23 protein-coding genes and 1 pseudogene are annotated in these 24,159 nt (G+C 62.5%); 11 read left to right on the forward strand and 13 right to left on the reverse strand.

From position 1 onward, the window contains the following. Positions 1-3: 3 nt before the first annotated feature. Positions 4-2,961, reverse strand: coding sequence for a Tn3 family transposase (locus tag ACRYLO_RS13175; protein WP_482660577.1), 2,958 nt, complete (start codon positions 2,959-2,961; stop codon positions 4-6). A 139-nt stretch (positions 2,962-3,100) separates the two neighbouring features. Here ACRYLO_RS13175 and ACRYLO_RS13180 point away from each other — a divergent pair, with 139 nt between their 5' ends. The 8 genes and pseudogenes from ACRYLO_RS13180 to ACRYLO_RS13215 all read left to right on the forward strand — a co-directional run bounded on the left by ACRYLO_RS13180 (position 3,101) and on the right by ACRYLO_RS13215 (position 11,857). Then, entirely contained in the window at positions 3,101-3,652 is a 552-nt protein-coding gene (locus tag ACRYLO_RS13180; protein WP_482660578.1) for a recombinase family protein, read from the forward strand. A gap of 262 nt (positions 3,653-3,914) precedes the next feature. Then, the gene (locus ACRYLO_RS13185) at positions 3,915-4,535 is read left to right on the forward strand and encodes a TetR/AcrR family transcriptional regulator (protein WP_482660579.1); all 621 of its coding nucleotides are present in this window, start codon (positions 3,915-3,917) and stop codon (positions 4,533-4,535) included. Between the two features lie 39 nt (positions 4,536-4,574). Continuing rightward, positions 4,575-5,699: an efflux RND transporter periplasmic adaptor subunit gene (locus ACRYLO_RS13190; RefSeq protein WP_482660580.1), complete on the forward strand. Its 1,125-nt coding sequence runs from the start codon at positions 4,575-4,577 to the stop codon at positions 5,697-5,699. 13 nt (positions 5,700-5,712) lie between these two features. Beyond that, positions 5,713-8,799, forward strand: a complete 3,087-nt coding sequence (locus ACRYLO_RS13195) for an efflux RND transporter permease subunit (protein ID WP_482660581.1) — start codon at positions 5,713-5,715, stop codon at positions 8,797-8,799. Beyond that, complete coding sequence (locus ACRYLO_RS13200) at positions 8,796-10,220, forward strand: efflux transporter outer membrane subunit (RefSeq protein WP_482660582.1); 1,425 nt, start codon at positions 8,796-8,798, stop codon at positions 10,218-10,220. Before ACRYLO_RS13195 ends, ACRYLO_RS13200 begins: the two co-directional genes overlap by 4 nt. A gap of 291 nt (positions 10,221-10,511) precedes the next feature. Next, positions 10,512-11,360: pseudogene (locus ACRYLO_RS13205) on the forward strand (DinB/UmuC family translesion DNA polymerase); the annotation flags it as partial. After that, entirely contained in the window at positions 11,358-11,558 is a 201-nt protein-coding gene (locus ACRYLO_RS13210) for a DUF4113 domain-containing protein (protein WP_482661746.1), read from the forward strand. The pseudogene ACRYLO_RS13205 and the gene ACRYLO_RS13210, both read left to right, overlap by 3 nt. Before the next feature lie 8 nt (positions 11,559-11,566). Beyond that, positions 11,567-11,857: a hypothetical protein gene (locus ACRYLO_RS13215; protein ID WP_482660583.1), complete on the forward strand. Its 291-nt coding sequence runs from the start codon at positions 11,567-11,569 to the stop codon at positions 11,855-11,857. On the opposite strand, the gene ACRYLO_RS13220 is transcribed toward ACRYLO_RS13215, so the two are convergent. From ACRYLO_RS13220 to ACRYLO_RS13250, 7 genes are all read right to left on the reverse strand, one after another. After that, on the reverse strand, positions 11,854-13,020 hold the full coding sequence (locus ACRYLO_RS13220; protein ID WP_482660584.1) for a Fic/DOC family protein: 1,167 nt from the start codon (positions 13,018-13,020) through the stop codon (positions 11,854-11,856). The two genes, ACRYLO_RS13215 and ACRYLO_RS13220, sit on opposite strands and share 4 nt — an antisense overlap. A gap of 132 nt (positions 13,021-13,152) precedes the next feature. Then, entirely contained in the window at positions 13,153-13,410 is a 258-nt protein-coding gene (locus ACRYLO_RS13225) for a hypothetical protein (protein ID WP_482660585.1), read from the reverse strand. 125 nt (positions 13,411-13,535) lie between these two features. Next, the gene (locus tag ACRYLO_RS13230; protein WP_482660586.1) at positions 13,536-13,925 is read right to left on the reverse strand and encodes a DUF3768 domain-containing protein; all 390 of its coding nucleotides are present in this window, start codon (positions 13,923-13,925) and stop codon (positions 13,536-13,538) included. A 399-nt stretch (positions 13,926-14,324) separates the two neighbouring features. Then, the gene (locus tag ACRYLO_RS13235; RefSeq protein ID WP_482660587.1) at positions 14,325-14,924 is read right to left on the reverse strand and encodes a hypothetical protein; all 600 of its coding nucleotides are present in this window, start codon (positions 14,922-14,924) and stop codon (positions 14,325-14,327) included. A 15-nt stretch (positions 14,925-14,939) separates the two neighbouring features. Beyond that, on the reverse strand, positions 14,940-15,263 hold the full coding sequence (locus tag ACRYLO_RS13240) for a hypothetical protein (RefSeq protein WP_482660588.1): 324 nt from the start codon (positions 15,261-15,263) through the stop codon (positions 14,940-14,942). Positions 15,264-15,721: 458 nt separating this feature from the next. Next, complete coding sequence (locus tag ACRYLO_RS13245) at positions 15,722-17,551, reverse strand: ParB/RepB/Spo0J family partition protein (protein WP_482660589.1); 1,830 nt, start codon at positions 17,549-17,551, stop codon at positions 15,722-15,724. 46 nt (positions 17,552-17,597) lie between these two features. After that, positions 17,598-17,789 (reverse strand): hypothetical protein, encoded by a 192-nt coding sequence (locus tag ACRYLO_RS13250; RefSeq protein ID WP_482660590.1) that lies wholly within the window; start codon positions 17,787-17,789, stop codon positions 17,598-17,600. A 383-nt stretch (positions 17,790-18,172) separates the two neighbouring features. On the opposite strand from ACRYLO_RS13250, the gene ACRYLO_RS13255 reads away from it, so the two are divergent. After that, positions 18,173-18,856 (forward strand): YfbU family protein, encoded by a 684-nt coding sequence (locus ACRYLO_RS13255; protein WP_482660591.1) that lies wholly within the window; start codon positions 18,173-18,175, stop codon positions 18,854-18,856. A gap of 50 nt (positions 18,857-18,906) precedes the next feature. Here the strand turns inward: ACRYLO_RS13255 and ACRYLO_RS13260 are convergent, their stop codons facing one another. The 5 genes from ACRYLO_RS13260 to ACRYLO_RS13280 form a co-directional block, all read right to left on the reverse strand. Further along, on the reverse strand, positions 18,907-19,041 hold the full coding sequence (locus tag ACRYLO_RS13260; RefSeq protein ID WP_482660592.1) for a hypothetical protein: 135 nt from the start codon (positions 19,039-19,041) through the stop codon (positions 18,907-18,909). A 134-nt stretch (positions 19,042-19,175) separates the two neighbouring features. Further along, the gene (locus tag ACRYLO_RS13265) at positions 19,176-20,090 is read right to left on the reverse strand and encodes an ArdC family protein (RefSeq protein ID WP_482660593.1); all 915 of its coding nucleotides are present in this window, start codon (positions 20,088-20,090) and stop codon (positions 19,176-19,178) included. A gap of 419 nt (positions 20,091-20,509) precedes the next feature. After that, positions 20,510-20,785, reverse strand: coding sequence for a hypothetical protein (locus tag ACRYLO_RS13270; protein WP_482660594.1), 276 nt, complete (start codon positions 20,783-20,785; stop codon positions 20,510-20,512). Between the two features lie 199 nt (positions 20,786-20,984). Continuing rightward, positions 20,985-21,584, reverse strand: coding sequence for a thermonuclease family protein (locus ACRYLO_RS13275; protein WP_482660595.1), 600 nt, complete (start codon positions 21,582-21,584; stop codon positions 20,985-20,987). Next, complete coding sequence (locus ACRYLO_RS13280) at positions 21,581-22,534, reverse strand: DUF7146 domain-containing protein (RefSeq protein ID WP_482660596.1); 954 nt, start codon at positions 22,532-22,534, stop codon at positions 21,581-21,583. The genes ACRYLO_RS13275 and ACRYLO_RS13280 overlap by 4 nt, the downstream gene beginning before the upstream one ends. Before the next feature lie 545 nt (positions 22,535-23,079). On the opposite strand from ACRYLO_RS13280, the gene ACRYLO_RS13285 reads away from it, so the two are divergent. Then, positions 23,080-23,772, forward strand: a complete 693-nt coding sequence (locus tag ACRYLO_RS13285) for a lytic transglycosylase domain-containing protein (protein WP_482660597.1) — start codon at positions 23,080-23,082, stop codon at positions 23,770-23,772. Then, complete coding sequence (locus ACRYLO_RS13290) at positions 23,772-24,143, forward strand: TrbC/VirB2 family protein (protein WP_482660598.1); 372 nt, start codon at positions 23,772-23,774, stop codon at positions 24,141-24,143. Before ACRYLO_RS13285 ends, ACRYLO_RS13290 begins: the two co-directional genes overlap by 1 nt. Positions 24,144-24,159: the final 16 nt, after the last annotated feature.

Genomic DNA, 24,159 nt, shown 5'->3' on the forward strand with positions numbered 1-24,159 from the left:
ACGTCAAGAGGCGAGCAGGGAGCTGACAGCGCGCAGCGGCCGCAAGGCATCCGGATCGGGCCGATCTTCGACATTCCAGCTATAGTCACCGGTCAGCGAGATATGCTCCCAACCCAATGGCGCGATGTGGCGCGCGATCTCGTCGGGTGTGCCAACGTCAACCAACGCCATTTCGAGATAGCGGGTGTTCCACAGGATGATGGCGGCGACGAGCAGGTTGAGGCCAGAGGCACGATAGGTCTGGTTCTCGAACCGCCGATCACGCAACTCGCCGAGTTGATTGAAGAAGAGCGCGCGGGCGAGCGCATTGCGGGCCTCACCCTTATTGAGGCCCGCTTGGGTGCGCCGGCGCAGGTCGATGTCGCGCAGCCAGTCGAGCATGAAGATCGAGCGTTCAAGGCGGCCAAGCTCGCGCAGCGCGAGGGCCAGTCCATTCTGTCGCGGATAGGCGGACAGCCGGCGCAGCATCGCCGAAGCGGTGACGGTGCCGGTGCGGATCGACGTGGCGAACCGCAGCAGTTCATCCCAATGCGCCGCGATATGACTCAAGGCGATCGGTTCGGCGGTCATGCCAGCGAGCAAATGGCCGGATTCCTGGCCGGGAAGGAGGTGTAAACGACGCTCCTTGATGTCGCGCAGGCGCGGCGCGAAGCGGTAGCCGAAGAAGGGCATGAGGCCGAACACATGGTCCGATGCCCCGCCCGTATCGGTGTAGTGCTCCTCGATCGTCAGGCCGGTCTGGTGATACAGCAAGCCATCCAGCACATAGGGCGCTTCGCCAGCGGTCGCCGCGATCACCCGACTTGCGAAGGGGTCATATCGATCAGAGACATGAGTGTAGAAGGCGACGCCGGGTTCGTTGCCGCTGCGCGCGTTGATGTCGCCGATCGCGGCCCCACGGCCCCCGGCATGAAATTGCTGCCCGTCGCTCGACGAGGTAGTGCCGTCTCCCCACAGCGCGGCGAGCGGCATGGTGCGATGGGCGTCGATCAGCCTTCCCAGCGCTTCGCCATAGGCGGCCTCGCTGATGTGCCAGTCGTGAAGATGGGCGAGCTGGCGCAGACTTGCGCCCCGGCAGGTTTCCGCCATGCGCGTGAGACCGAGATTGATGCCATCGGCGAGGATGACGGTAAGCAGCGCATTGCGATCGTCGGCTTCCCGGCCCGAGCGCCGGTGGATGAAGCATTCGCTGAACCCGGTCCAGGCATCGACCTCTAGCAGAAGATCGGTGATCTTCACGCGCGGCAATCGATCATAGGCGGCGCGACGGGCAATCTCGGTGGCGGGCGGTGTTGCCGCCTTCAGCGGCGAGATGATGAGACCGTTTTGATCAAGCCTGACCTGGGGCAGTTCCCCTTGCCGCGCAAGGACCGTCACCTGTTCGATTGCCGTGTCGAGCCTGGTGCGCCTTTCCTCGATATACCGCTCGAAATCCGTTTCGATGGCGAGCGGCAACGGCCCCTTCTCGCGAAGCGCCGCAAAGGTCGCCGGCGGTATGAGATAGCTGTCGAAATCGCGATACTGCCGGCTTCCCGCGACCCATATATCCCCAGCTCGCAACCGCTCGCGTAGTTGCGACAAGGCGCATAATTCATAAGCGGCACGATCGACGATGCCATCCCGCAGGACGAACGGCCGCCATGCGGCAGGCACGAAGCGCAGCGGCACGCGATCGGGCAAGCGCCGTTTGCCGGTCCGGTATAGCTCCGCGCTGATAGCCAGCGCCGACAGGAGTCCCTGCACCGCACCGGCGCCACGAAATTCAAAGGCGTTGAGGAAGTGGCCGGCAAAGAGCTTCACCGTGCGATGCCGCTCGATCAATTCGGCGGTGCGATCGACGGTTTCCGGTCGCCCGAGCACTTCGGCCTGCTCGACGGCCACGGCAAAGCGCTGCCAGTCCAGCGCCTCGATCTGCGCCAGAGAATCCACGCCCTTGCTGCGCGCGTCGATGAGGAGGCGACAAGACCCTGTGAGCGTCCGGAGATGGCCTTGCAGCCCGCGCACCGTCTTGAGGGCCTTGTCGCGGGTCCGGTTCTCGGCGCGGCGCACCATGCTGCCCAACAGCTTGTCGAACATCGTCAGAGTGGCGTCGGTCAGGCTTTCCTCAAGGCGGATGCCGGTTGCCGCCAGCGTTGCATGGCGGCGCAGGGCATTGAGTTCGCTAAGGTGCTGCGGTGTGATGCGGCTGCCTTCGTCCGCCAGCCTGTCAAAAGTCAAAGCCGGGATCATATCGGCACGGGCGCGATCAAGGCCCAGCGCGCGGATATAGGCGAGCCGTTCGATCAGGCGCAGGATGTTGCGCGCTGCCGGCGATTGTGGCGCATTGCGCATCCAGGATAGCCATGTCGCGACCTGCCCCGGTCGTCGGGCCAACAAATCGTCCAGGCCCTGAAGGGTGTCAGACAGCAGGCCATTCGTGAGCACTTCATAGGTAAGCTGTTCGGCTTGCTGGCGCGCCCGCCGCAGCACCGCTTCAAGTATCGACGGAGAAGGCAGGAGGATCTGCAGGCGCCGGATTTCATCGACGATGACGCCTGCCATCTGGCCGGGGTGTATGATGGTCTGCGCGATTGGGACCGAGAAGGCGACAACTTCACGGAAGGCGTTGCGGTCAAAAATCCTGAACCCGTGCGATCGTCGGATTTCGACGAGATGCTCGCGACGGGTCTGGTCCCGATGGGCATAGTCCGCGAAGGCTGCTGGCGTGACGCCGAGTTGCTGCGCCACATAGGCGAGCACAGGAGCGGGCGGGACTTCACCCGCTTCCAGCGCACGGCCAGGCCATCTCATATATAGCATGAGCATCGCATAGCCGAGCCGGGTGGCATCGCCGCGACGGCGGCCGACAATTTCCAGGTCGTCGCTGGTCAGCGTATAATGACGCGCGATCTCGCGCTCATCGAGCGGCGCGCCATAATGCCCCGCCCAGATTTCCGGGCTCACCAGTCGCCGTCTCGCCAAGCATCATCTCCTTCGCTTTGCGTGTCCGTCAGACGGTCCTCTGGCGGCCAACAGGAATATGTCCGTTAACTCTGGACCTGTAACGGCGATTCGGACAAGATCGCATAATGACGGGAAAACGGACAGGATCGGGCAGCATGTGGCGCTGATCGGCTATGCGCGCGTCTCGACCGCAGACCAGAAGCTCTCGCTCCAGTTCGACGCGCTGAACAATGCCGGGTGCGACCGTATATTCGACGATCACGCATCCGGGGCAAAAGCCGATCGGCCTGGTCTGACCGAGGCGCTCGCCTATCTGCGCACCGGCGACACGCTGGTGGTCTGGAAACTCGATCGTCTTGGGCGCTCGATGAGCCACCTGATCGAGAAGGTCGGCGAGTTGGCGACGCGCGGCATCGGGTTCCGCTCACTTACCGAAAACATGGACACCACCACTTCGGGCGGGATGCTGGTGTTCAACATCTTCGGTTCGCTAGCCCAATTCGAGCGCGACCTGATCCGGGAACGCACTCATGCTGGCCTCAAGGCTGCCCGCGAGCGAGGTAACAAGGGTGGTCGCCGCCCTGTCGTCACTCCTGACAAGCTGCGCAAGGCACGGGCGCATATCGCAGCGGGGCTAACCGTGCGCGAAGCCGCCGCTCGGCTCAAGATCGGGAAAACCGCCCTCTACAAAGCCCTCGAAGGCACCTGATACCGCAGCCACCCTTGCATGCGTTCCCAAGCCCACTTGCGTGGGGACCGTACGTGCCTTCAGGGCTTCGCTTGATATGGCATTGGCACCCACGCGAAATGTCCGCTGACGACACTGACGTGTCCAAGCCCGCGAAAGAGGGCTCTAAAAGCATAATCCAACGCCTTTTAGGGGACAAGTCAGCATCGGTCGTCCGCAAGGCTGCTCCCGACTGCTGTACAAGCTACTTGAAAATAAGTGAGCAGTCGTTTATATAAATAGCGTGACTGATTCTTCTTCCTCCACTCGCGGCCGCCCGGTAAACGAAGCGGCACGTGCAGATCGCACCGCGCAGATTCTCGCTGGCGCGCGACGCTGTTTCATTGAACATGGTTTCCATGCCTCAGCTGTCACCAAAATCAGCGAAACGGCCGGCGTCAGTGTGGCCAATATTTATCAGTATTTTCCAAACAAGGATGCCCTGATCGAAGCCCTCATCCAGGAGGATATCGAGCGCGAACTGGAGTTCATTCGGCTCATCGAAATGTCCGGACTGTCGACAGACGCCATGCGCCCCATCCTCGCTCCATATTTTGAGACGGGGATCGGCCGAGAAGTCGCAATCTTGGCGAGCGAGATGGTCAGCGAGGCTTCCCGCAATCCCAAAATCGCCATGATGCAGGCGGTAGCGCTGGATCAGGCAAAAGCCGCCATCGCGCGGGCGGTGGAGCGGGAGCAGCGGGCGGGGCGTATAAATTGCGCTGTGTCGCCGGATTGTGCCGCGAGCATGATATGCCTCATCTTCGACAGCATGACCCGTCGACTGATATACACCCCGACTCCTGGCCACGAACTGCTCGATGAGCTGCTCAAGCATTTCGATTTCATCTTAAACGCCCGCTAATTCGCGAAAGCCAACGCCATGAGTCCTTCCCATACCCATATGAGCACCTTTTTCGGTATTAATATAAGCGATCATTCCCTTATGTATGGGATTGCTGGGGTGGTTACTTTGGTTGCCGCCGGTGTGTCCGTTGCAGTCCTCGCATCGGGATCGTCTTCGGCCGCTGGCGAAGTGGCACCTTTCGTCGCCGCGTCGACGGCCCAGCCCGATACCGCCGCATCCACCAGCATCACCGGGCGCGTCGAGGCCCGCACGCCGCTGCAAGCTGCGGCGCCTGTCGGGGGGAGGATCGTCCGCCTCGTCGTCCAGGTTGGAGACCGGGTGCAGGCAGGACAGGTGCTGGCGGTGCTTGACGGCGATGCCGCAGGCTTGCGCGTGGAGCAGTCGGACAATGAAGTCGGTCGGGCGCAGGCCGTAGCGCAGGAGCGCGAGAAAGCCGCGCGCCGTGCCGAGAGCCTTCTGGCCGCCGGCGCCATGTCTCAAGCTGAAGCCCAGGCGGCGAAAGCCGAAGCGCAGGCGGCACGCAATGCGCTGGGCGCGGCGCGGGCGGGATTGGCCATCGCGCGCAAGGACGCATCCCTGCACGTCGTGCGTGCACCTGGCGACGGCTATGTCACCGCGCGCCTTGCCCAGCTCGGTAGCGTTGCCACCCCCGGACAACAGCTGTTCGCGATAGAAGGCGGTGTCGGCCAGAGCATCATCGCCGCCGTTCCGCAGGACTTGGCGAGCAGCCTGCGCCCCGGAACCAGCCTTGCCTACGATGGGGCAGGCGAAAGCGGCGCGGCGATCGTAGAGGCGGTCTCGCCCGCCATCGAGCAGGGCGGCTTCGTCCAGGCCCGACTCGCCATCCGGTCCGGCCAGCCAGCTCCCGGGGCCATCGTCTCGCTGGCGCTCGGGAGCCCGGCGAAGGCTGCAGCGGGTGCGGGCACTTCGGTGGTTCGCGTCCCTTTGAGCGCGGTGCAGGTCGACCGCGGCGGCACGCGCTTCGTCTATACCATCGATCCCTTGAGCAAGGCCCGTGCCGTTCCTGTCGCACTGACAGGTACGGTCGGAGGCGATGCCCGCGTAAGCGGCAAACTCCGGCCCGGAACCACGGTCGTCGCCAGCGGCGGCGCCTTCCTGCGCGAAGGCCAGACCGTTCGCCTTGCCAAGCCCGCAGTCTGAAGGCGCTTCGTCCATGACCGATCCCCGTTCGTCCCTCACGCGGACCGCGCTGGCAAGTTCGCGCTTCGTCATCGTCAGTGCGATCCTCGCCTGTCTCCTGGGCATCGTCGCCCTGCTCGACTATCCCGCGACGGAAGAACCGTCCGTCACCCTGCGCACCGCGACTGTCGAGGCCTATCTGCCCGGCGAGAGCGCGGAGCGGCTCGAAAAGATCCTTGCCCGCCCGATCGAGGAAGCCCTGCGCGGCCAGAGCGAGGTCAAGACGCTCGACACGCGCATCCGCCAGGGCAACGTGCTGATCTATGTCACCCTGCGCGACACGGTGCCCGGCGGAGACGTGTCCTTCGTGTGGCAGCGGCTCAGAGCAAGGTTGGGACAGATTGCGTCCGATCTGCCTGCGGGCACGCAAGGCCCGCTCCTGAATGACGATTTTGGCCGCGTCGCGGTGCGCACGATAGCCATCACTGGAAAAGGCTATAGCGCCAGCGATCTGGAATTGTGGGCGCAGCATCTGCGCAATCAGTTGCAGGGTGTGGACGGCGTGGCCTCCATCTCCCTTCATGGTGTCCGGCGCGAGATCGCCTATGTCGATCTCAAGCCCGACGCGCTGCGTCAGGCCGGCACCAGCGTGGAGGACGTGCGCTCTGCCCTGGCCGCGCGCGATGCCGTCGCACCCAGCGGAACCGTGACAGCCGGCGGGACGACCCTCACCCTTCAGGCAGGGGATCGCATCACCCGGTCGAGCGATCTGGCCGCCTTCCCGGTCCCGGTGCGGGGCGGTTCGTCCGTGCCGCTGGGTTCGATCGCGACCATCCGCCAGATTCCGCAGGCCCCCCCGCAAGGTGGCGCGTTCTTCGACGGCAAACCTGCCGTGGTGCTTGGCGTGGCGATGCAGAACGGCCTCAACGTCATGAGCTTCGCCGACCGACTGGAAGACCGCCTTGCCGAAATCCGGCCGACCCTGCCGGCCGGATTGCACGCCAGCGACATCACCGATCAGGCGCAGGTCGTCGCAACCGACATCAAGAAGGTGGGCCAGGTCTTCGTCGAGACGGTCATCATCGTGCTCGCGGTGGTGATGCTGTTCCTGGGATGGCGCAGCGGCCTGGTGACCGGCACCATCGTCCCGATGACGGTGCTCGGCACCATCCTCATCATGAATGTCCTGGGCATCGAACTTCACCAGATATCCATTGCCGCAATCATCCTCGCGCTCGGCATCTTCGTCGACAACGGCATCGTGGTCGTGGAGGATTACCAGCGCCGCATCGCCGAGGGCGAGAGCCGCCTCCCGGCCGCCATCGCGGCGGGTGAAACGATGCTCAAGCCCTTGCTCGTGTCCTCGCTCGCGATCATTTTCGCCTTCGCGCCGCTGGTGGCGGGGCAGACGGACACCGCCGAATATATGCGCAGCCTGGGCGTCGTCCTTGCGATCACGCTGCTGGTCTCGCTGCTGCTCGCGCTGACGGTCACACCCATTCTCGCGCATCGCTTCATCAGCGCGGACGCGCATCATGATGAGGAGAAAGGCGCGCTTGGCAAGATCAAGCGCTGGTACGGCGGGATCGTCGTCAAGGTTCTGGCGCGGCCCGTTGCGGTCGCGGGCGGGATGGTGGCGCTGCTGGCCGGCGCGATCCTGCTGATGCAGGCGGTTCCGGCCGAACTGTTCCCGGTATCGCAGCGCAAGCAGTTCCAGGTTCCGATGGAAATGGCGCCCGGAACGCGTCCTGAGGAAATGATGAAGGTCGCTGCGCGCGCGTCCACCTTGCTGCGCGATCGCAAGCTGTTCCCGGAGATCACCGATCACGTGATCTATGTCGGCGATGGCGGCCCGCGCTTCATCCTCGCGCTCAATCCTCCCGCACCGGCGCTGCATCGCGCCTATGCCGTGATCAACGTCAACCCGCACGCCGATCCCGATGCAAGCATCGCGCGCGTTCGCAACGTGCTTGCCGCACGAATTCCCGGCGTGGATCTGGATCCCAAGCGCTTCTCGCTGGGCAGCAACGAAAAGGACGTCGCGGTATTCCGGCTTGTTGGCGCCGACCGTTCGCAACTCAACCACGCCGCCGACAGTCTGGAAAAGGCACTGCTGCGCATTGACGGCATGCAGCGCGTCCGGATCAACGCCGAGCACCCCGTGTTGGCCCTGACGATCGAGATCGATCAGCCGCGGATCGCGGCGGCGGGCCTTTCCAGTGCCGACGTCTATCGTGCTTTGAACGCCGTGCAGGACGGTTCGATCGCATCTGTGCTGCGCGATGGGGACAAGTCGGTCCCGGTGATCGTCCGCGCCGATGGCGATGAGCGCCAGGCGATGGAACGGCTAGGCGCGCTGCCGGTCGGTCCGGCGTCCAGCGGGGTAACGCTGGGTTCCATCGCCCGTGTGCGGCTGACCGATACGGCGCCGTTCCTCGCAAGGCGCAACCTGATGCCCGTCGTTGAAATAACGGCCCGGCACGCCACCATGAAGTCGCAGCAGATCGTAGATGCAGCGCAGCCCGCCATTGAAGCCTTGCACCTGCCGACCGGCACGAGGCTGGAACTCGGCGGCGAAATCGAAGAAGGCAAGAAGGCCAATGCCGGGCTTGCAACTTATGCGCCGCTGGCACTGGCCGGCATGTTCCTGCTGTTCCTCTGGCAGTTCGGCAGTGTGCGCAAGTCGATGATCGTGCTTGCATCAATGCCGTTCGTGATCATCGGCGGAACGCTGGGACTGCTGATTTCAGGGCAGGCGATGAGCTTCAGCGCGCAGATCGGGTTCCTCGCGCTGGCGGGCATCATCGTCAACAACGCGGTGTTGCTGATCGGGCGGATCCAGGAGGATCGCGAAGCCGGTATGCCGCTGCGCAAGGCGGTAGCCCATGCCGCCGAGATGCGGCTGCGTCCGATCGTCATGACCAAGCTGACCTGTATCGCAGGGCTGGTGCCGCTCTACCTCTTTGGCGGGCCGCTGTGGCAGCCCATGGCTGCTGCCATGATGGGCGGTTTGGCGCTGGGTACGCTCATCACCCTCATTCTCATTCCCTCGCTCTACATGCTCGCCTTCCGTCGCAAGGAAGATGACATGCCCCGCGCCATTGCCGGAGACGCCGCATGATCCGCCGCCATCACTATAGTCTGGCCATTCTCCTGCTCGCTACGGCCTGTGCGCCGCACATAGATCCGCCGGCGCCGCTGCCCGCGCCGCCGGCGGACTGGTCGGTCAGCCAGGACCGCTCGCAAGAGCCGGTCGTGATGGACTGGTGGACGCAGTTGCAGGATCCTCAGCTCGATGCGTTGGTCGCCAAGGCGCTGGCGCACAATGCCGAATTGCGGGCCGCCACTGCCAATCTGCGCGCGGCGCAGGCTCTGGTGCAGGAGGCGAGAGCTGCAAAGCTGCCCATCGGCACCGTCGACGGGTCGTTCCAGCGCAGCCGCACGGCAGGCGCCACGCTCCAGCTCGACAGCTTTGGCGGCCCGGCCGTGCTGCCCTCACAGACCGTAGCCGATATCGGCACCTCGCTTGCGTGGGAGCTCGATCTGTTCGGCCGCCTTCAGGGCCTGTCCGATCAGGCACGGGCCGAGGCAGGACGGGCGCTGTGGGCGAAGCGGGGCGTCGAGGCGTCCGTTGCCGCAGCGGTTGTGCGGGCCTGGGCCGATCTGGCTTCGGCGGATCGGCAGCTTGCCCTGCTCGATCGCCGGGAACCGCTGCTGCGCGATCTCGTCAACCGGATCGAGCAGGCCCATCGTTTGGGTGGTGTTCGTCGCGATGGGGTCGAGGACGCGCGGGCGCAACTTTCTGCGTTACTCACAACCCGTCCCACCGTGGAAGCGGGACGCCGCAATGCGCTGCGCAGGCTTGCTACGCTCACCGGCACCGCTGCCCCGGAGGGTGTGACGACGCTCGCGTCGCTCAAGCCCGATGCACTGACCATACCCGCTTATGTGCGCGCTGGCGATCCTTCGCAGATACTGCGGATGCGCCCCGATGTGGCAGCTGCTGAACTGGCTCTCGCCAAAGCCATGGCGCAGGTCGATGTGTCGCGCGCGGATCTGTATCCACGCATCAGCATTGGCGGGTCGCTTGGTCTGAGCGCACCGCCGGATCGCCTCGATGAAAAGGGTGCGCTCCGATTTGGCATTGGTCCAAGCTTTAGCTGGGCGATATTTGATATGGACCGGGTTCGTTCGCGGATCAGGGCGGCGGGCGCTCAGGCGCAGGCTGCCGGCGCGACCTGGGAGGATGTTTTCCTCAAAGCGCTTGAGGAGACGGATGCCGCGCTGGATGGTTTTGCCGCTTCACGTCAGAAAATGAAGAACATGCTCGATATTGCCCAGGCGAAAGAGCAGACGGCGAAGCTTTCATCAGCGCGCCTTGCCGCCGGGCAGGACAGCATTCTTCAGGCCACGCAGGCGCAGGAACTTGCTCTTGGCGCCCAATCCGATGCTGAGAGCGCGCGAAACACGGCCCTGTCGTCGTGGATTTCTGCCCAGATCGCTCTGGGAGCCGGTTGGAGAATGGAAGAACCGCAGAAATGATCAGCGGCATCAAACAGAAAGTCCAGCCATCGCCTAGTCCGGGCGCTGGTGAGAATATGAGCAATCCTCGCAGTTTCGGCAACCGCGGCAAACCCGCTCAAGTCAATGTAACCGCGAGTCTCTTGGCCAAAATAGGCGTAGGCGTGGCCAGCGTCTCAATCGGGAGTCATGAAAGCATGCGGTCTCTACCTTGTTCTAACCGTTTCCCCAGATAGACTCGATCCGGAATCCTTGGGCCTGCGCGCTGTTAGCTCGCTGCTCAACGCATGACGTTCGCTATCGGTATGCCCTTACCGTGCAGATACGTCACTTTCGTTTAGTTACCCCTTTAACATGGTGATCGCGGAGTTTTCCGATACCGTCGAAATCTACTCGATCGACGAATCCTTTTTCAGATTGCCGGTTCTGCCTGACGGCCTGGGCGACGTCGCCACGGCGCATCGGGTGCGTGAGGCCGTTCAGCGATCGGTCGGCTTGCCGACACGGATCGGGCTGGGGCCGACACGCGCGCTAAGCAAGGTCGCAAATGCGCTCGCCAAAGCCTCGGAAAAAGTGTGGGCCGGGGTCGTCGATCTGCATGACGTCGAGCTGCGGCGTAGGCTTTTCGCGGCCTGGCCTGTCGAAGAGGTTTGGGGGATCGGCCCCGCTCTGGCGGCGCGGCTGCGGCCGATGGGAGTGACAACCGCGGCCGATCTAGCCGCACTGCATCCCGACGTTGCCCGGAGCGTCGGGACAGTCGTGTTGGAGCGCCTGGTTCTCGAACTGAACGGCATCGAGTGCGAGGGCTTTCAGCCCGAGCCGGACCGCCTGAAAGCAACCGCTGTAACACGCTGCTTTGGCGAGCCGGTGAGCGAGGGCGCCACCATACGCGAAGCGATGGTGCGGCGAGCGGTGCGCGCTGCTGAAAAAATTCGGGCGCAGGGGTTGGTCGCGACACGGCTGATCGCCTTCATGCACGGGAGCCGGTACAAGCCTGATGCTCCATCCGCCTCGCGATCGGCGCGACTATCGCCTGCCACGAATGATCCGCGCGTGGTGGCCCGTGTCGCCGGCGATCTGTCGGACGCCATGTTCGTCAGCGGCTCGATCTATACGAAATGCGGCGTGATGCTCGAAGGACTGCACGCTGCGGAAGCTATGCAAGCGGACCTGTTCGCCACGCCTGACCCACGGGCGGGCGATCTTCTCTCCGCTTTGGACGGAATTAATCAACGCTTTGGCCGTAACACCGTCCGCATCGCTGCCGAGGGGCAGGGTGAACGGAGCTATGACACCAAGCGATCGATGAAAAGTAAGGCTTGGACAACTAGGATTAGCGAGATACCGATAGCTCGTTAGGGGGATCGATGGTCGAAACATATACTTTTCAGTTACCCGAAATCGACCACGGACAGAGCATCCCGTATTACCTTACTGTTACAAAGGCGGAAGCCCGCACGATCCTTGACGCTGAACCGGGACAACGCATTGCTCTAAGAGACGACGAGTTTTTAGAGCTGAAGGATGACGGCGCGTTCTTCCTGCACTGCCCGCCTAATCGTGAGGCGGCTCGATACGACAGTCCGGATGTCTTCGCGGCAATGAGCCGCATACTACGCGACGAAGTTGAACAGGACGCAATAAACCGGCTGCGTTAGCGGCTTCGATCCCGCTGGGGCGGCGCAACCGTTGCCGGTCCCTTTGCAGCAAATTCGGGAGCCTTGGGGTCTAGCGGTTCGCCGCTGCGGATCTTCCCTGCAATCGTCTTGCGGGTCGCCTCGCCAAGCGACGTGATCGCCTTCGCGTTTTCCCCACGCTCGCGTGCTGCCGTCATCACGCTCTCAACGATGGCCTGGGCGGGAGCAAGGCGCGGATCGGCAAGGTTCTTTTCCGGCGCGTTCTTCAGGAAGGTTTCGGCCAACCGCTCATGTGCCGGAGAATGGCCGGGTGGCAAAATCGGGCGCTCGAGCGCGCGGATCGCGCGCTGAAGCTGCGCGGTGTTCTGCATGTTGATCTGCACGGCTAGGGCGGACCCGATCTCGCGCACCCGCTCTAATGGCGTCTGATTGCGATGGATGACCGCTTCCACGTCGCGGTGCGCGAGGTAGGTCAGCAAATGCGATTGATAGACCGGGCCTTTCGCATGTCGCACATAGGCCAGCTCGATTTGAGCGTTGCTGATCTGGTTCGCCGGTGCGCCTTCGCGCGTCAACGTGCGAAGCCGATCGGCGGCCTCGGCACGCGCGGGCGGCATGTATCGGTCCAGTTCCTCGCGCACCTTGGCAAGCGACATCTTGTAGCGCTGTCCTGCGGGTGGGTCGCGCGGGGGGAGCAATGCCATACCACCCGGCCCCATGCGTGCCTCTGGTCCTAGATCGCGTTGGACGCTGGCTGCGGCCAGCGCGGCGCTCAAGCCGCGATGGTCGCCGGTGGTGAAGCCGTGCCGCGATCCATCCATCCATGCGCGTTCGTCGATGCTGGCGATCCTGATCGGGTGTCCGGCCTGGCGCGCGATCTGCGCCGCATGAACCCGCATGGTGCGGCCATTGCCTTCGCGGAAAGGATGAACGGCGTTCAGCTCGTTTAGGTGGTTGCCAAGCCGATCGAAAAACTCGGCCCGTTGCAGCCCCTTCAAGTTGTCCTTGCCAGCGATATCCTTGAAAACCGCATCAAGCCCATTCGAGACGTAGGGCGCAGCGGCGAACAGACTTCCACCCTTGCCAATGTTGACGGTGCGGTCCTTGCCCGCCCAATCATAGAGGTCCTGGAACAGATGCTTATGGAGCGCGCGATATCCGTCCGCCGTCAGCGGAAAATCCATGCGCGCGGCTTCAGTCGCGCGCGCACGGGTGACGAGACGTTCGCGCTGTGAAAGCTCTTTGTCGTCGGTAATCCCTAGCCGGTTCCGGAGCGTGTCGGTGCCGGGATACGTGTACGGGTCAGCAGGCAAGGATCAGGCTGCGAGCTTGCCCGCGCCGGTCTGGATCATATCGACGACGAGCTTTGACGCGAGGGCGGGCGAAACCCCCTCGTCGAGCATCATCGCGAAAAGCTGGTCCTCGATCGGCTCGGGATTCATGCCCTCGATCACGAGGTTATGCCGTGAATCACGGTCGTCCTCGCGCCACTGTGCGACTTCATCGGGCGTTCCCCGCTCGAAGTCCATCGCTCGGATTTGAGCGCGGATCGCGTCGATATCTAGCTGAACCATGCTAATTCCTTCTCCTGCGACCATAGCCGAAGCATGGTGAATTAACAACAAATCGCTGCCCCGTAGGCTGCACCGTCGACCGCAACCCACCCCGTTTCCGACGCGGGTCGCGGCGCACCTAAGGGTCAGTATTCGTTAGATAGCATGATCGTCAGGACACGCTTTGTCTTGGATGAATCCCACGGCTCGCTACTGCCAAACTCCAGATTGTTGTCGTAATAATCGATCTTCCAGAACACGGTTTCGCTGATCGTATCCGAATCATCGGGCCGTTTCTGTGACCACTCGCCCGATGTGAGGCGATAGATGGTCCCGAAGTCGCGTTCGCCGTAAGGATCGTTATCCTCGTCGAAATTGCTGAACGTCGTAACGTTGTGAAGGACTGCGGCTCGATCCTCTTCCGACAGCGTAAGGATACCAACGGTCATGTTTGCGCGGCAAGTGACGCCGGGGATCGCGCGGGCGGCATCATTGAGGGTGCGAACAGCAACGGTCCGGTCGGTCTGGTCGGTCATGAAATTCCTCCTTCATCTGGCATGGTCCGCAAGGCCACGGCCTGCGGCCCTGCCGTTCCGGCGAGGAACGGGATGGGGAGGGAGGGCGAGAATCTACCGCTGGCGCGGGCGAGCTGCCTAGGACGGTCGGCGCCATCGGCGCCGGGTTTACCGTCCTTGGCAGATTACTCGGGCGGTCGATTGTCGTTCGGGAACGAAAGGGCAGCGCCCTTGGTGTTCCCCTGGCCCCGATCGATCGGCGTCTGCGCTGATCGATCGGGAAAAAGCGCGTCACGCAGCGCGTGTCTGTATCCGACTAGCGATCGTCACCCGGAGGGCGGAAACCCGCTGGCGGGGTTCCGTGGAGTGGTGCGCAGCGCCACGGAATAGAGCGCGGGCCGAAGGCAGGCGTTGCACACCCTAAGCTATATCCTCGCCATTCTTCTCTCGCTGCGCCTTAATACGTTTCTGCCTCTCGACTTCATTGTAATCGTAGATTTTCGTGTTTCGAGGTAGAAGCCCGTCAATAACAGGAACGTCATCGGCGTTTATAATAAACTTCTGCCTGACGTATTCAGCCCGGTTTTTGACCGTGGCCACCTCTCGACCGATCTTAAAGATCGCCACCAAAGCCAACCCTATCACAAGCGACAGATAGAAACTCGGCACTTTCCAAGTTGGACAATCGTAAAAATGCTCGTATTTCGAGTCTAAACATGGCGCTGCGGCATTAAGCGTAGCAATGGTAAGCGCAATTATACCGGCCATGAAACCAAGAAGGATCGTCCTATAATCCCTCGCCCTGTTGTCTAGCAGCGTATATATTTGCGACGGGTCCAAAGCCTTCGGCTCTGTCGGCGCGCTAACAATATCTCTTTCAATATGCGTAGGTTTTCGGAACCACCCCATTTTTATATCCTTTTCCGGTTCTGATCTTGGCAGGATTAAAAGGAACGTGCCGAAGTTGCGAGCGGGCGCGCAAGCGCCCGCCGCTTCGACGGCGCGATGCAGCGGGCGCAACGTACATGGAGACGATTAACCCGGCGTCTCGGGTCGATCGCGTGCCTTCTCCACCAGCTCGACGATCTGCGGGTGCGCGAAATACTCGCCGCGCGTGACCACGCCCAACCCGGGGCCGGTCATTACGTCGCGAAGCCGATCCTCGACGATCTGATCCAGCTCGCCAGCCAGCGCCCAAAAATCGGACTGCTTGTTATCCGCGAACAGCGTGTCCTTTCCCCACGTCGACGCGCTGATGAACTGATCGCGCTCGGTGACGGCCTGGCGCAACGCATCAAGCGCAGCGTTGCCAAGCGCGCGCTCGAACGCGAGTTGAGCGAAAAGACGATGACTGGACATGGAAACCTCCGTGTTGCCGACATTGGCCGGACGGTCGGAAGGGGCGCGGCGAGGGGGGTCAAAGCTCCCCCCGGCTCTGCCGGGGCAATGGGGGGAGCCGATTTGCGCAGCAAATTGGGGGGGACCATTGGCTTTGAGGCCGCTCGCCGCGTCCCTTACGATAGGAGGACACTGACGGACTGCCCTACAAATTCACGCCCGCCCTGCAGGGGCGGTCCGCACTACCCGGCGAAGGATCTCGATCGCCGCGCGATCGGCAACATCGTTGATCTAGTCGACGTCGCGCCGCCATCGGGCGGCGCTCGCGGGGCTGCAAGCGCTGCGAGCGCGCCGGCACCGCGCAGCGGGGTCGGCGCGCAGGCGACGGGGCCTGACCTGGGCGATACAAAGGGGGTCGATTAACACCACCTTGGACAGCGGAAAGGGGGGCGATTAACACCACCCCCCGACCCGGAAAATCAGGCCATTTCTTCGGTCACGTCCTCGCTCTCGATCTGGTCGGCGTCGATCTGGTCGGCGTCGTCGGCCTCGATCTTGTCGAACGCCCCAACGATCATGGGTGCCGGAATCCATCGTGCCGGAAGCCGCTCGGACACGTTGACCGCCAAGTCCGATTTCTTCTTGATCGTGGCGCAGTTGTCGGCGCTGGCATCGCCAACCTGTTCGCGAAGGAGGGTAATCAAAGCGGGGCGCTTCATCCGGTCGAACACCGCGATAGGAGCGGACCAACGGGCGGCAACGTCCACCTCTGCGGCTTTCGCGATCTGCTCGAACTGGTGGTGACGCTGGCCGGGGCAACCGCCCGCGAACACGGTGCCGTCCACCATCATCGCTACCAGCCCCGCCAACAGCGCCATCTTGTCGTCGCTCTCCATGTTGCGGATTGCGTCGAACCGGCCATCGATCGGCACCGACGCGAAGCGCGTTGCCATCGTTTCCTCAACGGGCCGCACGTCGCTCGTCGCCATGAACTCGTCGGGAACGTCGGTGGCAACGGCCTTGGCTTGGATTTCGACCGCCATGTTGAAGCTGTGTGCGCCGTGGAGCAACTGACCGGCAAGGGTATCAAGCAACACGTCGAGCGCGAGCGCCGGATTGGCCGCAACCGCCTCCTGCACGATCTGCGTCTTGATCCGGGTGAGGTCCGCAAAAAGCGTGTTGCTGTAGAGCGGCGCGGGGCCATCGCTGCCCGATGCCGCTGCCTTCGCCTCGGCCTTCGCGCGATAGACACGCTGGCCTAGCGATCCATCGTGCGACACCCAAAGCGCCACCCCGCCGACTGCCAACTGCTCCGCATTGTAGCCGCTAAGCGCCTCGGTGATCGCGTCCTGTTCGTCGACGAGAGGAGTGATGCGCTCGCTATCTTCGCCCTCGGCCCCGGCAATCGCCTCGATCTGCTCGCCGATTTCAGTCAGGCGCGCGGCCTCTGCCTCGGTCGGTTCGCGCTGGCTCTTGTAGAGGTAGCCCTTGCTGTAGAGGTCATAGGGCTGGGTGAGGGTCGCACTCACCTCATACCAACCCGCCTTGCGAAACTCGTCCGCCAGCACGTCTAGCTTCGCCTCTGCCAGTTCCTCGACGATCTCCGGATGATCGGCAAAACCTTCGTCACCCTGCGAGAAAAGGTCGGCGGTGATCGTGCCTCCCTTCTCAACATAGGCATCGCGCCCGACGAACAGGAACGCGCCGCTGCTGGTCGTGACCTTCTCGGTGGTCAGCATCCGGCGGATCGTGTGCGCGTGACCGTTGGACGCCTTGAAAACCTTTAGCTGCTGGTCGTGGTCATCGGTCAGGGTGAGCGCCTTAGCCGCCTCAAGGCTCATTTGATCCTTGGCGAGAATGTCGATCAGGGCAGGATTGAGCGCGGAAAGACGGAGCATCTTATAGACGAAGCTGATCGCCTGACCGAACCGGGCCGCGATTTCGTTGACGTCCATGCCGGTATCGCGAAGGGCCGCAAAGGCTCGGATGCTGTCGGCAGGGTGCATGTCCTCGCGCTGAAAATTCTCGGCAAGCGATAGCTCGATGGCTTCTTCCTTCGTCCGCACCTCGACGGGGAAAGCATCGCTGTTCTTGATGGTCTTGCGCTTCGCCAGCAATTTCAGGCCGCGAAGCCGCCGCCCGCCCGCGAACACCCAATAGCTGCCCTCTTCCTCATACGCGACGAGGTTCTGCAACAGGCCGTGCGCCGCGATGTCGTCGGCCATTGCCTCGATCGCTGCGGGCTTCACGTTGCGCTGATTGAGCGGCGAAATACGAAGCTGCGACAGTTTGACGGTGATGATAGCCATGATCGTTCTCCGAAATCTGAATGTGTCGGGGGCGTGAGGGGAGGGGTCAGCCCTCCAGCGCGGCCAGCTCGTCGAAGTCGGCGGATGCGCGGATTGCGCCGTCACCGGCGTAGGTCGCTCCAGTGCGCGGATAGAAGAAAACGCGGTCGCCTTTGGCGTAGGGGAGGCCGTCTGCACTGGTCCCGCTGCTCTTGGCCCGCTTCCAGTAGGGGTCGCCCTTGTATCGCGTGTAACCCATTGTCCTTCCTTTCCTTTTAAGGCTGAAAGCCGCTCGCTTCAGCAGCGGCTTCTGCCTCTCCGGCGAGGAGCGGGATGGGGAGGGAGAAGGAAAATCGACGGCCTGGTGCGGGCAGGCCGCCTAGCGCGGCCGACACCCCAAAGGGTGTCGGGTGCCGCGCTTGGCGGACAACACGGGGCTGTCTATTTTCCTTCGGGAACGAAAGGGCAGCAGCCCTTGGCGTTCCCCGCGACGATGCCCTCCGGGGGAGGGCATCGTCGCCACAGGTCCACGCCGCGCCTTAGCGCGACCATGCCACGCGAGGTTTCCAACAAGCCCTATGCAACCTTGACACGTTACGGTATGTTGTACGGTATGTCGTAACTGAATACGGAAATACGGTGATGCCTACGGAACGCTTTGAAATGCGGATTGATAGCGAGCTGCTTGACCGCCTGGACCAATGGCGAAGCTCGGAAGAAGATACGCCATCGCGTGCGGAAGCCGTGCGACGACTGCTGGAAAACGGCCTCGCGCACGACAGTCGCGGTCGCGCACCACGCTTTTCAGACGGAGAAAAGCTGATTGCGATGATGTTGGCGGAGCTGATCGAAAAGACGGGCTTACCCGTCGAAACAGACGTCAAGCATGTTCAGCAATCGATCGTAGGGGGTCACTATTGGTCCCTTGCGATGGAAATGCCGGGCATCTTCCATGGCCACACCGACAATCAAAGCCGGGTCCGGTTCGTGACCGATGTCTTGGATATGTGGAGCTTTATCGAAGAAGGCTACGAAACCTACTCCGATGACGAGAAAGCCGATCTCGCTGCGTCAGGCTTCGAGCATGTCGAATTTCCGGGTTTCGATGGCAACAACGAGGGCGAATATCTTTCGATCGCGCGCCATTGGACTGATGATCTATCGAGGTTCAGCCGGTTTAGCGGTCGCTCGTTGAATTCTCACCATCCGGTGGTGGAAGGCTATGCGCAAATGTACGCGGCATTCGAGCCTATTCGTGCAAAACTCATCGGGCGTCGGCTGTCCGTGACCGAAATGAAGACGGTTCTTGGCGCACGGCGTAGCTAATCCCGCGCGCCGGGGTCGCGCAGCGGGACCGGCGCGCCCGATTTTGCGGGTCAGGCGCGCGGCTTTGGGGTGAAGTTGTAGCAGTTGCCGTTTTCGGTCGTGGCGCAGAACGCGGTCGGCCCATCCGGGCGCATCATCTTCTGGTCACATGCGCCACGCGGTTGCGCGACAGGTCGTTTGGTCACGCCAGCCTCATAGGCGCGATATTCCACGACAAGGCGCGGGCAGGGCGGACGCCAGTTCGCGCACAAGGCGCATTTGTTGGACGACGACAGGGTGCGGGGGCGGTCCTCTTCCCATCGAGGACCGCCGTTATCTCCTAAGCCGCGCACGCCAGTTCCTCCGCGCCCATATGGCCTAGCAGCCAATCCGCTGCGGCCTGTGCCTGGGTCGCGGCGGTGAAGATGCACCGCTTGTCGTTGCGAAGGGCTTGGAGCCAACCCGACAAATAGGCGGCGTGGTCCTCGCGGTCGTGTAGCTTGATGCCGATCGCACCGCTGACGAAGGCCGCTCCCAGCTCGGCAACCAGTTCCTCGCGCGCGTAATCCTCCCGCTTGCCCGACATCAAAGAGGGACGGGCGAGCCGGTCGGCGTGGCCGGTCGCGTGGCAAAGCTCATGGGCGAGGGTCGAATAATAGTCGTCGCCGGTATGGAAGTGGGCAAACTCGGGCATGACGACGTGATCGCTGCTCGGCTGATAGTAGGGCTGCGATCCCTGATGGCGAAGGGTGACAGGGACGCGGGAAAAAAGGGTGTCCAATTCCGCATCGCGTTCGTCGGGATTGGTCGCGGTGATGATCGGGGCGGGTGCGGGATATTTCGCCTCGATGCCGTCGATCTGCTCGGCATTGAAAACCGTGTACCGCTTGAGAAATGCGATCTGCTTTTTGCCGTCGTCGCCGCCCTGCTGGCCCTTGTCGGCGTCCACCTCGATCTTGTTCGCGTAAACGACAGTCGAACCCTTTTCGCCCTTTCGGACGCATCCGCCTAGCGCCAATGCCTGCTTGAAGGTCAGCCAATGCGGCGAGGAAAAGCCCTTCGTCATAGACGCGACCCAAAGCGACAGAATGTTGATTCCGCGATAGGGAACGCCTGTTGAACGCAACGGAATGTTCGGCGCGGTGCTGCCGTTCCACGACTTTGACCAAGGCCGGGTGCCTGCCTCGATCATCGCAATCATCTGGTAGGTGATCTCTTGATAGACGTCTGCGCGATTGTCCGTGACCCGTGCCATGATTGAATATCCTTCCCTTCAAGGCTGAAAGCCGCTCGCTTCAGCAGCGGCTTCTGCCCTTCCGGCGAGGAACGGGTTGGGGAGGGGGAGCAAAAATCGTCCGCTGGCGCGGGCAGGCTGCCCTAGGTCGCTCGACGCCCAAAGGGCGTCGCGAAGCGACCTTGGCAGACCACACGGGCGGGCTATTTTTGTTCGGGAACGAAAGGGCAGTAGCCCTGGTGTTCCCCTGCACCGCATGGCCTCCGGGGGAGGGCATGAGTGCCACAAGCTACGTCGCGCCGATCGGCGCGCTGCATCTATGGCTGCCGGATAGAGAGGAAGGGGGTCCGATTATCACCGCTCATAGAGCGGGGGGTAAATGTCACCGGGACCAAAGGGGGGCGATTAACACCGGAAACGAACCGAATGGGGTCCGATTATCACCACCATCGCGGCGCTAGGACGTTGGCAAATTCGTAGGTGAGCGAGGCCGTGCCAACCGCGGCTGCGGCGATGATGAAGAGACCGGCCCGAGCTGGCGCGCGCATGGGGGACGATCGCGTGATGGCGAGGGCGGCGCCGAGCGCCAGCGCGAGCGCGAGCGACGGTCCGAGTTCATGGACAACCAGGCCGGGGAGTCGGTTCGGTAGCAGGTATGGGAAATTCCGGATGACGCGGCCGACGAGGACAGCGCCGGCGATCGTCGTCAGCGCCATTCCCCATTCACCGACACGCTGCGCGCCTGCGGATCTCGGTGGTGACATATACCCCCCCTTCAAACTGCGCCCGCCCGCAAGGGCGGACCGTTGCCGACTAGCGATCGTCACCCGATAGGGCGGAAACCCGTGCGCGGGGTTCCGTGGAGCCTTGCTCGCAAGGCGGAATAGAGCGCGGGCCGAAGGCAGGCGATGAACCTCACTTCTTGATCGTATCGACCTGACAACTCTTCGGGACCGCCGCCTGCCGTGTCGCGAGCGACCGCATCCCCTCATAATCGATACCCCACAAGCCAAGTCGCTGCTCTGCCGCCTTCTTCATCAAGTCGACATACGCACCGCCTGAAAAACGGCGATAATCGACGGCATATCCCTGTGCGACCATCGTTGCCGCCACACTCGCATCATTATTGCGAAAGCGACATGCCAGATTCAGACGGCCATAGCTTTCCGGGTCAGTCCTGCATTGCTTTTCACGACGCAATGCGAAATCGAAAACATTAGTCGAACAGTTCAACCCACCATCCCGCCCAGAAAGATCGCGCAGAGCTTGCGATGCTATACCCTTCAAATGCGGCAAATCGTCATCTGGCGCATCGATCCCGACAATACGGACCCGCGAACCTTTCACGTCAACCGTGTCACCGTCGATCACTCTTGGCGCTTCGTCGCTTAGCTTCAACGACGAAATCTGCTCCACCTTCTGTTTCTGCTGCGACAACGAATAGGTCGCGACCGCTCCGAACGCGACGAGCATCATCACCCGTTGAAAAGGCGGCACTCCGCGAAACAGTTTCATGCAGCTCGAACCTCCTGCAAAAGATCGTTCCAGTCGCCAGCATGGGGCGGCTTCTTGACGAGAAGCCGACGGCCATTGGCCGTCAGTCGGGGCGTAGCGCGCCGGATGGCGCGAGCAGCCTCGGCCCCATGCTGACTATAGATCACGATGCTTTCGACGCTCTCCGGTATCGCTATGCCTTGATACCGCTCGATCCCGAGAACGGGCCATACGAAGGTGCCGGGTTCCAGCATGTTCATCACGCTTGCGGCATCCTCGACACCTTCGGCGAGGCGCAGAACGCCGTCGAGCGGCGTGCCGCCCCATCGCACCGCGCCCGTGCCTGGATTGCCAAGCATCCGCTTGGGTTCCTCGATCTCGGCCTTTCCCATCCCGTCAGGGCGCAGGAAAGTCCGATGGATCGCGACAACGCCGGCATCTTCCTCGATCGGCACGATCAGGGCAGGCGCGAACGCCTTGGCTTCACCGGAGCCAAACTGACACTTGGGGTCGAACCTGGCCTTGATGCCGGTCGGCGTTATCGCGCGCGAGCGCAGATAGCGTTCGGCCAAAGTGCCATCGATCGGCACGGCGAAGCGCCAGACGGACAGCGCGATCTTGTTGAGGTCCGCGCCACCTTCACGCCGCTGCCCCGGATCATGGTTGGCTGGGGGCGTGAAATGGCCGGTGCGCAGCGCCGCCAGAATATCGGTATTCGAGCATCCCGCATGACACCGGAAAAGCACGGCCCGGTCGCCAACCCGAACGGTGAGGCTGGCGGTGCTGTCCGCGTGCGACGGGCAACGGCACATTGCATAGTCGCCGTGCCATTTCCCGCCGAGCTGACGGACGATGCGTTCTGCATCGTCCTCAATGGATGTATTGCGTGGTCCCGTCACTGGACACCTCCGTGCGTTGCCGCTTACCGTCAGCGTACCGCGGAGGGAGCAGAGGCACCAGCGAAAACACATCAAATCGCTTCATAGGGCATACGAGAAGGGCATTAATGGAACTGGCGCTTATCTTGGAGAGGGAGCTGACGACGCAACGTCCGCTGGCGGGAACCATTACAGATGTCCACGTTTGCCAGCGTGAAGACGGCAAATGGCACATCAATATACGAGCGAGCTGGCGCGGGTCCGCGCTGTTCCATGTCGGCCTATACGACAAGAAGCGGATAAGACTTTACACTAAAGTCCAGTCCGCGATTAGGCACATAGTCATGGTTTACGACTATGACGGGGTTATACACGTCCATCCACATTCAGGCACGCGCGACCCATCTCACTTTTAGCACGGCGCAACGCAACCAAATCGGATGAATGGGGCTTCATGTTCCCTTCATTTTTGGGGTGGGCATGTATGGAAAAGCGATTTAGTATGTTTTCGCCGATGGAGGTGAAACCATGCAAAATCGCTTGTCGGGTTTCGACGCTGCCAGCGCCGTTAGGTCCCCGTTTGGGCCGGTCCGAATTGTAGGGAATTGCCAGCGTCCGCACCGCGAGGTGGGGCGCTGATGCAGTTCGTCCCGGCCATGATTCTGAGCCTCGCGGCGCAATGTTCGCCCGACGTGGCCCCGTCGACGATCGCCGCGATCGTCCACACGGAAAGCCGGGGCTGGCAGTTCGCGCTCAACGTGAACGGCCTTGCTCGCCAGCCCGCGCGACAGACGAACGCGGCCGATGCCGCGCGTGTCGCGCGCTACTATGTCGCCCAAGGATATTCGGTGGATCTCGGCCTAGGTCAGATCAACTCGCGGAATATGAAGAAGTTGGGTCTGACATGGGACACCGTGTTCGACCCTTGCACGAACATCGCGGCTGCGGGCGCGGTCCTGGCGGGAAATTATCGCAGCGTCCGCAATGGCCTGCATCCGCAAACCGCCCTCCGCATCGCCCTGTCTATGTACAACACCGGCTCGCAAAGCCGCGGTTTCCGCAACGGCTATGTCGGTCGGGTGGTCGGTAACGCCGGCGTCTCTGACGGCGTGCGCGCGATGCCCGTTGCCCTGTCGGCCTCGACCGGCACCCCCGAAATTCCAAGTGATGCTGAGCGCGACGGTCCGTCGCTGCTCGCGGCACTGGTCGAAGAAAACACGTCCCGTCCCGGTCAGCGAAAAGCTGAACGTCCCCCCTCACCGCCGTCTTGGGATGTGTTTGCAAAGGCGGATTACGAGCGGGCGCACGCCGCCCCAACAGGAGAAGACTGATGAACATTGCGTCGTCGATCGGGGGGCCAGCTCTCGCCCTTCGCTCGTATGTCACCAACCGCGTTGAAGGTTTCTCTCCCCGTCAGCGCAAGGCGTCACACTGGCTCGCGATCCTGAGCATGGTTGGCTTTGCCACCCTGTTCTCGGCCGAACCGGCGTTCGCTCAAACGAACCTCGAAGGGTTCGGCACGGCGGTCCTCGGGCTACTGAGCAACGGCCTGCTGCGCACTGTCGCCATCCTCGCCGTCATCGCAGCCGGGTTCGGTTGGCTGACGGGTCGCGTCAACACCGGCGCTCTCGTCACGGTCATCATCGGTATCGCCTTGATCTTCTCGGCACCGTGGATCGTCGATCAGCTCAACGGTGGTTGATCCAATGAAGGGGCTG

The sequence above is a fragment of the Sphingomonas sp. SDUR79 genome, assembly GCF_056821745.1.